Raw genomic sequence first — 13,405 nt, forward strand, 5'->3', positions numbered from 1 at the left:
ATGAGTGTGCGAAAAATGTTTGTTGCTGTCCTTATCGGATGCTGTTTAGCGGCCTTGGCTGCTGGAGCGCTCCTGATCGTGGGCTTTAAGCAGGAGCCTGTGCTTTGTCACATTGTCTTCATGGTCGCATTGAATCTTCTGTTTGGCATCATGTACGTACATAAGGCCCGTATACGTTCGCCCTTCACGGATATTGTCATTGTCATGCTGCTGTTTTTCACACTATATGCGGTCGCGTATCCGCTCGATGATTTGCTCGGTTCGATACAGGATATCTCGGAAGAACAATTGCTGGATAACCTGCAAATCTTCTCTTTAGCAAACTTATGCCTCGTTGCGGGGATGTTTATTGCCGGATGCTTTATGAAGTCACCGCGTCGCAATAATAAAACAATCCAACCAGAGAACGCTTTATCTCTTGGGGCAGGTCTAACTTATCCATTTTTGTTTTGGCCGGCGCTGATTGTGTTGTTCATCGGAGCTTGTATCATGATATATGATTTCAGCCGTTTAGGGGGATGGAGCGTAATCGGCATCTCGAATCGGATGAATAACTTTCAAGCGCAGCGCCAGTTGGAAGGCTTGTCACTTCCTTGGAAATCAATCATGTCAAGCGCGATGCTTATGCTTGCTCTTAGTATTCGGGGAAAATGGCAGTTCCGCTTTTTTCTAATCCTGATGTTTTCGTTTTCGCTGTTTTATTTTATGGGATTGGGTAGCCGAAGCATCATCTTGTCGACCTTCCTGCCAAGTTTAGGTGTGCTGATCGCGAAGGGTTTTATCCCGTTAAACCGCCGCTTGAACCTGCTGTTTTTTATTACGCTGCTTCTCTTGCTCTCTCCTCTTTTCTCTGCCGTTCGTTTAAGTCTGATGGAGGATATCCCGCTAAGTGCATTGCCCGCTAAATATTGGTCTTTTTCCGCAGGGGAAACGGGCTCCTCCTTTCAAGTAACGATGGATATTACGGCAACGAACACATATCCAGAAGCCGATGCAACCTATACGACCGCCGTCGCCTATGTGCTTCCAGCTGCGGTCTATAAGGCTGCATTTGGGCATGCCAAGCCTAAAAATTTGGGCGACTGGTATGTTTGGTATTTCTATCCTTACATCTATGGCGAAGGGGGAGGACGGGGATTTTCCCCAGTTGCGCAAGCATGGATGAATGGACAGTATTCAGGAGTGATGATTGTATTTTTTATCATTGGATTTTTGACGATGAGAATGACGAGGGGCCGCTTGCTGCAATACGTTTGCTTGCCGCTCGTTATTTTGTTTCAGCGCAGTTCATTCCATGCGGTCATGTCTGAGCTGTTATTCAACTTAGCCTTCATCGGCTGCATTATGCTGCTGGCCGCCATCATGCGGAGTCAGCACATTCGCAGGCAGCCAGCACACAGTCGGATGCCGAAAATCATGGTTTAGCTATGACATAGCTTCTTCAGTGTCTGCAGTTCTGTCGTCTAATTCCAAATATGAAAAGCAGTGTCAAATGCTCGAATAAGGGGAATTCATTTATGAATCCATCATCGAATCAACAAGCACGCAAACGGGACTCTGCTTGTAAGCCTCGAGTGATGTATTTCATTACTTCGATGGCAGGAGGCGGTGCTGAGAAGGCCGTCGCTTCCTTATTGCAATGCCATAATTCTGAACAATTCGAGCTTCATTTGCTCGTCAACCGCTTCGAAGGTCCGTACAGTGAACGAATTCCAGCGCATGTGAAGGTGACAGAGCTGGGGGTGCGGAGACTCAAGCATGCTCTTCCTGCTCTCATTCGCTGCCTGTGCGAAATTCGTCCTGATGTTGTTGTATCTCACATGTGGGAGAACAATGTACTGACGATGGCGGCGAATCGCTTCTTGCGCAATTCGTTTGCCGCGATATTGGGTGAGCATAGCGCGATTAGCCGCAAGCGGCGAATCGGGGCGAATCTGCTACGCCGCTGGGCGTACAGCAGGGCTGATGCGGTAATTGGCTGTTCGCAGCATATGGGCGATGAGATTGTTACACTGCTGCAGGTGCCTGTCCATCGGGTGCATGTCATTCCGAATGCAGTGATTGATGAATCTTTTTATAAAAGATTACAGGAACCGAATCCCCACTTATGGATGCACACGCGGGAAGAGGGAGAGCGAGTTCCCGTTGTAGTAGGGGCTGGGAGATTGGTGCCGGAAAAGCGGTTCGATCTGCTTCTGCATGCTATCGCTCGAATAAATGAACGGCAAGCAATTCGCGCCGTCATTATTGGGGAAGGCCATCTGCGCAATGAATTGGAATCTCTTCGTTCTGCGCTTGGACTCGATCATGCGGTCGACTTCCCTGGCTTTACAAAAAATCCTCTGCCGTATATGGCACATGCGGATGTATTCGTACAGACTTCAGATGTGGAGGGGCTTCCGACTGCATTAATCGAGGCGGTGGCTTGCGGCACGCCGGTTGTCGCTACGAATACAGTTGCAGGAACAGCAGAGGTGTTGGATGGAATCGAAGCGGCAGCCCTCATCCCTTGCGGCGATGTAGAGGCGCTTGTGCAGGCTATTGTTATGCAGCTTCAAGCTCAAGCAATCGATAATCACACAAAGGGGAAGAGACGGCATGCGGCGTCGGAGTGTCCGGTTGCAATGAAGCGATATGTATCGGATCAAGTCACGGAGCAATATTCGAAGCTAATAATGGATATATTGGCGCAGCGGGGCAGGCTGGATTGCATTCAATCTCGCACAGCGCCAGATGGAAGGGAGAACAAGCGTGAAATTAGTGTTCGCATATGATGTTGTGGTTGAGCAGGATATTCATGCCAATCGAGTGTATCATAATTATTTTGATTATACGGTCTGGCAGCGTTACTTGAATGTATTCGATGAGGTGACGGTCGCGACACGCGTGAAGCAGCTTGGAGATAAGGAGAAGCCAGCGAATACGAAGCTGTCCAGCGGGGAGCGAGTGATGTTCCAAGCCGTTCCTAACTTAAGTAATCCCATCGCTCAGTTTCAAAATCGAGCACTTGCCAGACACGCCCTCAAGGAGTGTCTGCTGGCGTCAGATGCGCTGATTGCCCGATTGCCTAGTGAGACGGGAGCCGTAGCGATTCAACTGGCAAAGCGTCTGGGCAAGCCGTGGGCAGTCGAAGTGGTGGGCCATGCATGGGATGCATTATGGAACTATGGAACATGGCAGGGCAAAGTGTATGCACCAATTATGACGTGGCGAACGAAGCAACTGGTGAAGCGTGCTCCGTTCGCCCTTTATGTTACGGAACATTTTCTGCAATCCCATTATCCATGCAGGGGGCGCACTACCCATTGCTCGAATGTGGAGATTCCGATTCCGGCTGTCGAGCAGGTTGCGAAGCAATTCACGGCAGGCTCTAAGGATGTCGTTCGTATTGGGCTGGTAGGCTCCATGGCGACGAGGTACAAAGGAATTCATACGGCGCTCCATGCGCTTGCCTCGCTTAAGGATGAGCTGCGCTTTGAATTCCGCATCTTGGGAGAGGGCGACCCAGTGCCTTGGAAGGCGTTGTGTGAACAGTTGGGCATCATCGACCGCGTTCACTTTTATTCGCCGCTGCCTAGCGGAACGGCCGTATTTGAATGGTTGGATGCGCTTGATATGTATATGCAGCCAAGCTTGCAGGAAGGGCTGCCTAGAGCCTTAATCGAGGCAATGAGCCGTGGGCTTCCCGCCATCGGATCGACCGCGGGTGGGATTCCGGAGCTGCTGCCGGAAAAGTGGATCTTTCCAGCGGGGGATATGAGCGCACTCGCTAGTCGTTTGCGTCGAATGATACGCGAGACTGGAGAGCGTTCTGAAGCAGCAAGAGTAAATTATGAGACTGCGCAGCGATATGCGAAGGAAGCATTGGATCAAAGACGCAGCGACTTTTGGCAGGAGTTTCGAGATTATACCTTGTCTGGGGTCGATCATTCCGTTATAAGGTTGGTGTCAAGATGACGGTAATTATAACGGGAGCAGCTGGATTTATTGGTTCGCATGTTGCTCGCCGCTGTATGGAGCAAGGGATTCGAGTCGTCGGTGTCGATCAAGTGAATGATTACTATGATCCCGCACTGAAGGAAGCGAGAATCGCCTTATGCGAGCAGGCTGGCGGCGAATTTGAACTGCATCGATTCGGAATCGAGGAGGAAGGCAGGCTTCGCGCGTTGATGGAAGAGGTTCGTCCTGGTGTCGTCGTCCACTTGGCTGGCCAAGCGGGTGTACGGTATAGTCTGCTCAATCCTCGCGCCTATGTTGATTCGAATCTCGTAGGATTCGTAAATGTATTGGAAGCTTGCAGGCATGTATCTGTGCAGCATTTGCTGTATGCATCCTCCAGTTCGGTATACGGTGCAAATAAGAAAATTCCGTTTGATGTGGCCGACCAGACTGATGAGCCGGTCAGCTTGTATGCCGCTACCAAGAAATCGAATGAGCTCATGGCCTATGCGTATAGCCATCTATTCAACATTCCAAGCACGGGGCTGCGATTTTTTACCGTATACGGTCCTTGGGGCAGGCCGGATATGGCATACTACTCCTTTGCGGAACGCATCTCGCAGGGATTGCCGATTCAAGTGTTCAACTATGGCGAGATGCAGCGGGACTTTACGTACATTGACGACATCGTTGGAGGAATCATGAAGCTGTTGAATCGTGCGCCAGCTCGAGAAGGTGAGACGCCTCCGCATCGGGTATACAACATTGGCAATAATCAGCCGGTCTCGCTCATGCGCTTCATCGAGGTGCTGGAACAGTATTTAGGAAAGAAGGCGGTCATTGAGATGCTCCCGATGCAGCCGGGTGATGTTCCTGCCACATACGCGGATATTTCGGCATTGGAGCGAGAGATTGGTTATCGCCCTCATACACCGATTGAGATCGGCTTGAAGCACTTTGTGGATTGGTATGTATCCTATCATCGGAAGGAAGACGCCATATGCTGATAACAGCCAAGTCCGATGTAAGGGAACGCCAATCCAACACAAGAAAGCCAAGAATTTTACTATCGGTTACGATTGCAGCGAGTGTCAGCTTTTTCGAGGGGCATATTCATGCGTTGATTCATCAAGGCTATGATGTTGCAGTTATATGTGATGATCGGCCTAGTGACGCCCTGCTTGAAGGAGCGGAATATATTCGCGTGCCAATGAAGCGGGAGATCTCGTTACTGTCCGATCTTGCCAGCCTGTTCCATGCAGTCCGGGCAATTCGGCGCTGGAAGCCTGACCTCATCAATACCGGCACGCCGAAGGCCGGACTGATTATGGGGCTGGCTGCTTGGATATGCAGAGTGCCCCATCGCATCTATACATGCCATGGCTTGCGGCTGGAGACGCTTCAAGGTTGGAAGAGAATTATGCTGACCTTGTCGGAGCGGATTTCTGGAAGAGCAGCGCACCAAGTGATTTCGGTTAGCGGCAGCTTGCGCCAGCGAATAATTGCGCTTGGCCTTGCTTCTGCCGATAAGGTGAAGGTGCTGCATCACGGCAGCTGCAAGGGGGTAGACGCTTCAAAGTTCGAGCCTTCGGAAGAGCTGCAAGCTGAAGCAGCGGTTATTCTCCAGCAGTTGAACATCCCTGTAGAGGCCGAGATTATCGGATTTGTGGGCAGACAAACCAGGGATAAAGGCTTGGATCTGTTAGTCGAGGCGTTCTTGCGTGTTCAAGCGCAGTTTCCTCATTTGTATTTATTAATTCTTGGAAATGAAGAAGAAGGCGATCCGATTATGGATCATACAAAGCGTGCAATCGCTCGAGAACCTCGCATTATTTCAGGAGGGTATCAGGAGCGGCTTGCACCTTTTTTTTCGCTGATGACGATGCTCGTTCTCCCTTCTTATCGCGAGGGCTTTGGGAACGTTGTGCTGGAGGCAGGTGCGGCAGGGATTCCGGTCATTGCTTCTGATGTTACGGGTTTGAAAGACGCTGTTGTAAATGGGGTAACCGGCAGTCTCGTACCGGCTGGCGATGTAGAACGAATTGCGGATCAGATACGAGAATTTATACTTTTTCCGCTGATAAGACAGTACATGGGTTCTGTGGCAAGGAAGCGTGTGAAGGAGCATTACAATCCTGCAGATATTATTGCGGCACACGAGGCGTTCTATAGAAGCATGCTTCAATCTACTGCAAGGGGAATCAGGCAGAGGGAACTTCCTGCGGAGAGGAAAGGGGAGACGTTGGGATGAAGACGCTGGTAACAGGCGGTGCGGGATTTATCGGGTCACATGTTGTGGAGCGTCTGCTTCAAGCTGGCCATCAGGTCGTCGTTGTTGATAACGGAACGAGCGGGTACTTCGAGAGTATTTCTAGTCATGTACGCTGCTATGAGCTGAATATTGCTTCTGATGAGATGCGAATTTTGTTTGAACGGGAGCGCCCGGAGGCGGTATTCCATTTGGCTGCCCAGAGTGATGTTCAATGCTCGATTCATCAGCCAATTGCAGATGCCAATACGAACATTATCGGCTCAATCAGGCTGATGGAGATGTGCGGCCAATATGGTGTGCGAAAATTCATTTATTCCTCCTCAGCAGCGATATATGGAGAGCCGCAGCATTTGCCCATTCAGGAGCAGCATCCGATTATGCCGCTGTCGCCATACGGATTATCAAAGTATGTCCCGGAACAGTATTTGCGGGTATTGGCAGAACAGTACGGCTATCAATATGTGATTCTGCGTTATGCGAATGTATACGGCGCAAGGCAAATGTCCAAGGGCGAGGGCGGTGTCATATCGATTTTTACCGATCGTGCTGCGCGGAATCAAGCGGTCACAATCTATGGAGATGGCAGTCAAACTCGTGATTTTATTCATGTGGACGACGTTGCTGGCGCCAACATTGCTGCACTGGAGACAGATGACAATCTGATCCTCAATATTAGCACCTCACAGCCGACCTCTATTCATGAGCTGTATCGATTGATTCAGCGGATGTGCAACGGTCAAGAGCCGAGGTTCGCTCCTAAAAGAAGCGGGGATATCGATCATAGCTACTTATGTAATACAGAAGCTATGCAGCGGTTGAATTGGCGACCGCAAGTAAGCTTGTTAGCTGGATTGGAGCGTACGCTTCAATATACGCAAGAAAAACTGGGCGTGGGCAGTTTGCAAAGCGGATCAGATATACCTATGGGCGGGATATTCCCAACTGCATCAGCCATTACTGTATAGCAACGGAGGAGTAAGCAATGCGAATTCGAAAGGCGATAATTCCCGCAGCAGGTCTTGGAACACGGTTCTTGCCCGCCACCAAGGCGCAGCCTAAAGAGATGATGCCTATTGTAGATAAGCCGACGATTCAATATATCGTTGAAGAGGCTACAGCGGCTGGAATCGAAGACATCTTAATTATTAGCGGACGCGGCAAACGCGCCATCGAGGATCACTTCGATAAGACATACGAGCTTGAAGATAATTTAGCTTCCAAGGGAAAGCTGCGAGCACTGGAACAGATCCAAGCGATATCGGAATTAGCTCATATCCACTATATTCGCCAAAAAGAACCACGGGGGCTTGGACATGCGATCTATTGCGCCCGATCCTTCATTGGCAATGAACCATTTGCGGTATTGCTGGGCGATGATATTGTGCAGTCGAGCATTCCGTGTACGAAGCAGTTAATCGAGGTGTATGACCAATTCCAATCGCCTGTTGTTGGCGTTCAATGGGTCGCGGATGCGGATGTCCATAAGTACGGAATTGTTGAGCCGTCGGGGGCATTATTAGGGCCGCATGTCTTGCAGGCGAAGTCCTTCATTGAAAAGCCTGCGCTGCAGGATTCTCCATCTAATTTTGCGATGATGGGGCGTTATATTTTGACCCCGGAAATCTTCGATATTCTCGCTACACAGTCTCCTGGGGCAGGTGGAGAAATTCAGCTGACGGATGCAATTCGGCGCTTGCATGATTCACAGACCGTGCTCGCTTATGAATTTGAAGGCATTCGCTATGATATTGGAGATAAATTGGGCTTCTTGCAAGCGACGATTGATTTTGCTTTGCAGCGTCCAGACTTGCAAGCGAGCATATACGCTTATTTGCATCACATCGTCGAGCGTTATGAATGGCTGAAGGAAGTTGGCTCGGAGAAGGGTAAGGAGGTTGTCACGGGATGAATGGACGTTCTATTGCCGTTGTGGGTACGGGGTATGTTGGGCTTGTGTCGGGGGTGTGCTTCGCTCATGTCGGTCATCGTGTCGTGTGCTGCGATATTGATGAGCAGAAGATTGCCATGCTGCAGCGAGGGGAAATTCCTATTTATGAGCCGGGTCTCGATGGGCTCGTCAGGGAGACCGTCGAGGCGGGGAGATTGAGCTTTACATTCAATACTCAGGAAGCGATCCTACAGGCGGATGTCATCTTTATCGCTGTAGGCACCCCGATGAGCGACAGTGGAGAAGCTGACTTAACCTATGTCCGAGATGCTGCTGCCATGATTGCCCGTTATAGCCGCGGCTACAAAATCATCGTCACCAAAAGCACAGTCCCTGTTGGCACGGGGCGCATGTTAGCCGATCTCATTCGACATCAGGCCGCTGCTGATTTTACATTCGATGTTGTTTCGAACCCCGAATTTTTGCGAGAAGGCTCGGCGGTTCATGATTGCTTGAACATGGAAAGGGCGATTATTGGCTCGGACAGCGATTGCGCTTCCCGCATGATCGAGAGCCTGCATGAGCCTTTCGGGACCGTTGTGCTGCGCACGTCACTGGAAAGTGCAGAGATGATCAAGTATGCTTCCAACGCCTTTTTGGCGATGAAGATCTCTTACATTAATTCAATCGCGAACTTATGCGAGAAGATGGGCGCCGATGTTCAAGAAGTAGCGCATGGAATGGGATTAGATAGTCGAATCGGCGGTAAATTCCTACAGGCCGGAATCGGATATGGAGGCTCCTGCTTCCCGAAGGATACCTATGCGCTGCGGTATATGGCGAAGCATGCGGAATGCGAATTCCCGATTCTTCATGCAGTAATTGAAACCAATGAGAAGCAGCGTTTGCGAGTGGTGGAGCGGCTGAAGCATGAACTGGGAATGCTGAGAGGCAAACATATCTGTGTGCTCGGATTAGCATTCAAGCCGAATACAAATGACATGCGTGAAGCTCCGTCCTTAACCATTATTCCACTCCTGGAGCGGCAGGGAGCGATTGTTCATACATACGACCCGATTGCCGAGCAGGAGGCGCGGCTGCATCTTGGCGATTCACCGCACTATCATCGAGATGTGTACGCGGCTGTCACGAACTGTGACGCAGCAATCATAGTGACAGAATGGGATGAAATTAAACAAGCCGATCTGGAAATGATACGTGCGCTCATGAAATATCCGCTTGTCGTCGATGGCCGCAATTGTATGAATCCATTAAAGATGGAGGAGCATGGGTTTCAGTACTTTGCAATCGGCAGACCCGCTGTTAGCTGGGGAGAAATGATCAGGCACGAAGTCGTCATTTAATCAAGCAGCAATCGGTAAAATTCAAAAAGGAAGGTGATTATGATATGGGGATGCCTATTTACCTTTCTTCCCCCTCTTTAAGCGGTTACGAAATGCAGTGGATCGGCCAAATGATGCACAGCCAAGGTATCCTTCCCTTTAGTGAAACTGTCCGCCTGTTCGAGCAGGAAATTGCGCATCTTACCGGGACACGAGCTGGTGTCGCTGTGAATTCGGGCACGGCAGCCATTCATCTCGCGCTAAGATTAATCGGAGTTACGCCTGGGGATGAGGTGTTCTGCTCGTCGCTTACGTTCGTAGCCAGTGCGAATCCGATCAGATACTTAGGGGCTACCCCTGTGTTCATTGATTCAGAGCCTGCGACGTGGAATATGTCTCCGATCGCGCTTGAGCGCGCCTTGCTAGAGGCAGAAGCTGAAGGGCGGCTGCCGAAAGCTGTCATTGTTGTCAACTTGTATGGACAGAGTGCGGATTATGAACCAATCGTCAAGCTGTGCTCACAGTATGGGGTTCCCATCATTGAAGATGCGGCGGAATCGCTAGGAGCCACTTATTTAAATGCTCCGAGCGGGTCATTCGGCCAATTTGCCGCCTTGTCATTCAACTGCAACAAAATGATTACGACAGCTGGCGGCGGCATGCTCGTATCAGATGACATCGAGGCACTGCAAAAGGCAAGATTCTATGCATCGCAAGCCAAGGATCGTGCGCCCCACTATCAGCATAGTGAGATGGGCTACAACTACCAGATGAGCAGCCTTGCCGCCGCTATGGGCCGATCTCAGGTTCCGTTCTTGCAGCAATTCATTCAGAAGCGGCGGGCGATTTATCACCGTTATCAGCAAGCATTTGACTCCGCAGCAGGGATCTCAATGATGCCGGAGCATGCAAAGGGTTGGTCAACGCATTGGCTAACAGCGCTTACCATTGATGCAAATACAGGGATCACAGCTGCTGATGTCGTGAAGCAATTATCTGAGCAACAGATTGAATCACGGGTCGTATGGAAGCCGCTCCATCTGCAGCCGTTGTTCGCGGATTGCCGCTATTATCCCCATCAAGAAGATGAATCTGTGTCCGAACGTCTATTCGTAGAGGGGGTTTGTCTGCCTTCCGGAGCAGACTTGCTTGAAGCTGATCAGCAGCGTGTAATTGAGGCTGTCGTTCACATTCTGCAGGGTAATTATGCTGAACTCAAATCCTAGCGAAGAAACCATTCGCACCGTACAGAGGAGAAGAAATATTCATGAAGCGATTACTGGATATTGTGGCTTCACTGATTCTTATTACCTTACTATGCCCTGTCATGCTCATCGTTGCTATGTTGGTAAAGACGAAGCTGGGCTCGCCCGTACTATTTAAGCAGCAGCGGCCAGGGCTGAATATGCAGCCCTTTCATTTATGGAAGTTCCGCACGATGACAGATGCTAGAGACAGCAATGGAGAGCTGCTTCCAGACGCTCAGCGATTGACGCCTTTCGGATTGTGGCTGCGCAAGACAAGTCTTGATGAGCTTCCGCAATTATGTAATGTGCTGCGTGGGGAGATGAGCCTGATTGGTCCCCGTCCATTGCTTATGAAATACAATCCGTATTACGCGGATTGGGAGAAAAAGAGATTTCTCGTTCGTCCAGGGATAACAGGACTTGCTCAGGTGTCTGGGCGAAACTATTTGCCGTTCCAAGAAAGGTTCCAATTGGATGTGCAGTATGTAGAGCACTGGAGCATCTGGCTGGATATCATTATTCTGTTGAAGACAATCCGAATTGTGCTGTTGAGAAAGGATGTCGCGGTTTGCACGAGCTCGGCAGAGCCGGATCTGGATGTGGAACGCAAAATAAGCGGATAGTCGCTGAAAGGGGGATTCGCATTGGAAGATAGATTGAAAAAGAGGCTTATTATTTTTGGAAGCATTGGGGTATCAGTTCAATGCTTGCGCTGGCTGATGGCAAGGGAGGATGTACATATTATAGGTGTTGTGTGCAGCCGTGCCCCGATGTCCGCATGGCGCGCAGCCATCGGAGACGAGGATATGCAGCAAGTGGCGCCGACACTTGGCATTCCACTGCTGACATTGGACGATATACTGCGTCTCGAAGCCGATATCGGTCTTAGTGTTCGATTTCATGAGCTGCTGCGCAGCGAGCATATTGCAAGATTCCGATATGGCGTCGTGAACTTACACGGAGCTCCCCTTCCCGAAATGCGCGGAGCTATGTGTAACATCATGGCTATTCTAGAGAATCGGCAGCAGTTCGGTACGAGCTTACATTGGATGGACGATGGCATTGACTCTGGCAACATTATTGATGTGCGGAGGTTTCCGATCGAGCCGCACCATACGGCATATGATTTGTTTTGCCGAGCCAATGAATTGGGTCTAGAGCTGATCAGGCAATGGCTGCCCTCAATTGTGGAGGGGACAGCTCCTTCTTGTCCTCAGACCGAAGTAGCAAAGGAACTGGGGATCAGTGTCAAGACATATTACAAGAATCAGATTCAGAACTATAAAGAAATTAAGCAGGGGGCAAATCCGAACGAGCTATGGAACACGGTTCGTGCTTTCCATTTCCCAGGCCATACCCCTGCCTACATAAAAACACCATATGGCGATGTCACCTTGCAGGTTGCGAGCGGGAGCGACAACTAATTTTGGACATGGCGTAGCTTCTTCGAATTTTTGAATCGGCTTATTGCATGATAACGAAGGGAATGAACGGTCATGAATGTACGTTGCTATGATCTCTCTCAAGCAGACGAATGGAATCAAATCATACGTCAGATGCCTTGTGCAGATGTGTATTATTTAGCGGACTATCTGAGAATCTATGAATATAATGGCGATGGGAAGGCGATTCTATTCGTCTATGAAGACGATGATGGAATGATATGCTATCCGTATCTCATGAGGACCATTACAGAATTGCCGTGGCTGCAGGCGCAAGGATGGGATAACCCACTCTACGATATTTCGACAGCTTATGGTTATGGAGGTCCACTATGCAATGCCACAGAGCCCCAGAAGCGAGCACGATTATTTCAAGCCTTTGATCAAGAGTTCGAGAGATGCTGCCGAGAACAGCATATTATTACGGAATTCGTTCGATTCCATCCGCTGCTGGAAGGGTGGAACGATTATACATCCGTATCCCCGCAGTGGATTCGCAATACGATATGCATGGATCTAACACAACCGGAAGAGGAGCGTATTGCAGCTTATACGAAGGGAAATCGCAATCGCATCAGACATGCGCTCAGAAAGGGATTTACCGTCACAACAGCAGGAGAGGAAGGTCTGGAAAAATTCATAAGTCTGTACAAGGCTACAATGGATAAGAAGCAAGCCCTGTCCTACTATTATTTCAATGATGATTTTTTCTATAATACCGTACGTTATTTGCAAGGAAACTATACCTTGATGGAAGTTCGCGATGAAGAGGGCGTTGTTGCGTCGAGTCTATTTTTATACAAGGGAGACTATGCCCACTATCATCTCATGGGATCTGATCGCGACAAGCTGCGGGACTCGCCAGTCAATCTGCTCATTCATGAAGCTGCTGCATGGGCGGCTGCCCAAGGCTGCAAGAAGCTTCATTTAGGCGGCGGTTATACGGGCAATGACGGGCTGTTTCGATTTAAGCAAAATTTTAACGCGCGAAGCAGTACCGATTTTTATATTGGTCGAAGAATTATAAACCACGAAATCTATGATGCATTACTTCGCATGCTCCCCAGTTCAGTCCCCGAGGATTATTTTCCTGCATACCGACATCCTTCACTGAAGAGCATGCTTCCTTCGTACAGCATACGGTGCATTGGGTAACTACTTGTGAAAGGCTAATCAACTAATTCCATTTGGCTTACTCGTGCATACGATAGAGGAAGCATAAACTCTATTTCAAATTAATAGAGAATCCAGATGCTTAGAAGAAGGGGTGTGCA

At 49.6% G+C, this 13,405-nt stretch carries 12 protein-coding genes; all 12 read left to right on the plus strand.

What is annotated here, in order from left to right:
- The 12 genes from wzy to ACQ5BJ_RS13300 all read left to right on the plus strand — a co-directional run bounded on the left by wzy (nucleotide 1) and on the right by ACQ5BJ_RS13300 (nucleotide 13,286).
- Entirely contained in the window at nucleotides 1-1,425 is a 1,425-nt protein-coding gene (gene wzy, locus ACQ5BJ_RS13245) for an O-antigen polysaccharide polymerase Wzy (RefSeq protein WP_430110625.1), read from the plus strand.
- Nucleotides 1,426-1,517: 92 nt separating this feature from the next.
- Nucleotides 1,518-2,774 (plus strand): glycosyltransferase, encoded by a 1,257-nt coding sequence (locus ACQ5BJ_RS13250; RefSeq protein WP_268599975.1) that lies wholly within the window; start codon nucleotides 1,518-1,520, stop codon nucleotides 2,772-2,774.
- Nucleotides 2,752-3,957, plus strand: coding sequence for a glycosyltransferase family 4 protein (locus ACQ5BJ_RS13255; protein WP_430110621.1), 1,206 nt, complete (start codon nucleotides 2,752-2,754; stop codon nucleotides 3,955-3,957). Before ACQ5BJ_RS13250 ends, ACQ5BJ_RS13255 begins: the two co-directional genes overlap by 23 nt.
- Entirely contained in the window at nucleotides 3,954-4,946 is a 993-nt protein-coding gene (locus ACQ5BJ_RS13260) for an NAD-dependent epimerase/dehydratase family protein (RefSeq protein ID WP_430110619.1), read from the plus strand. The genes ACQ5BJ_RS13255 and ACQ5BJ_RS13260 overlap by 4 nt, the downstream gene beginning before the upstream one ends.
- Nucleotides 4,940-6,190: a glycosyltransferase family 4 protein gene (locus tag ACQ5BJ_RS13265; protein ID WP_430110617.1), complete on the plus strand. Its 1,251-nt coding sequence runs from the start codon at nucleotides 4,940-4,942 to the stop codon at nucleotides 6,188-6,190. The genes ACQ5BJ_RS13260 and ACQ5BJ_RS13265 overlap by 7 nt, the downstream gene beginning before the upstream one ends.
- Nucleotides 6,187-7,176, plus strand: coding sequence for an NAD-dependent epimerase/dehydratase family protein (locus tag ACQ5BJ_RS13270; RefSeq protein ID WP_005542590.1), 990 nt, complete (start codon nucleotides 6,187-6,189; stop codon nucleotides 7,174-7,176). The genes ACQ5BJ_RS13265 and ACQ5BJ_RS13270 overlap by 4 nt, the downstream gene beginning before the upstream one ends.
- Before the next feature lie 17 nt (nucleotides 7,177-7,193).
- A complete protein-coding gene (gene galU, locus ACQ5BJ_RS13275; protein ID WP_005542589.1) occupies nucleotides 7,194-8,120 on the plus strand; it encodes a UTP--glucose-1-phosphate uridylyltransferase GalU in 927 nt (308 codons plus the stop codon).
- Nucleotides 8,117-9,463 carry a UDP-glucose dehydrogenase family protein gene (locus ACQ5BJ_RS13280; RefSeq protein ID WP_430110613.1) on the plus strand — a complete coding sequence of 449 codons (1,347 nt, stop codon included), beginning with the start codon at nucleotides 8,117-8,119 and terminating at the stop codon, nucleotides 9,461-9,463. The genes galU and ACQ5BJ_RS13280 overlap by 4 nt, the downstream gene beginning before the upstream one ends.
- 44 nt (nucleotides 9,464-9,507) lie before the next feature.
- Complete coding sequence (locus ACQ5BJ_RS13285; RefSeq protein ID WP_289356383.1) at nucleotides 9,508-10,668, plus strand: DegT/DnrJ/EryC1/StrS family aminotransferase; 1,161 nt, start codon at nucleotides 9,508-9,510, stop codon at nucleotides 10,666-10,668.
- A gap of 41 nt (nucleotides 10,669-10,709) precedes the next feature.
- A complete protein-coding gene (locus ACQ5BJ_RS13290; protein ID WP_005542585.1) occupies nucleotides 10,710-11,312 on the plus strand; it encodes a sugar transferase in 603 nt (200 codons plus the stop codon).
- Nucleotides 11,313-11,333: 21 nt separating this feature from the next.
- Nucleotides 11,334-12,113, plus strand: coding sequence for a formyltransferase family protein (locus ACQ5BJ_RS13295; protein ID WP_005542584.1), 780 nt, complete (start codon nucleotides 11,334-11,336; stop codon nucleotides 12,111-12,113).
- Nucleotides 12,114-12,185: 72 nt separating this feature from the next.
- On the plus strand, nucleotides 12,186-13,286 hold the full coding sequence (locus ACQ5BJ_RS13300) for a lipid II:glycine glycyltransferase FemX (RefSeq protein WP_430110609.1): 1,101 nt from the start codon (nucleotides 12,186-12,188) through the stop codon (nucleotides 13,284-13,286).
- The last annotated feature ends 119 nt before the right edge of the window (nucleotides 13,287-13,405 follow it).

It is taken from the genome of Paenibacillus sp. B1-35 (assembly GCF_050474385.1).
Taxonomy (GTDB): domain Bacteria; phylum Bacillota; class Bacilli; order Paenibacillales; family Paenibacillaceae; genus Paenibacillus_B; species Paenibacillus_B alvei.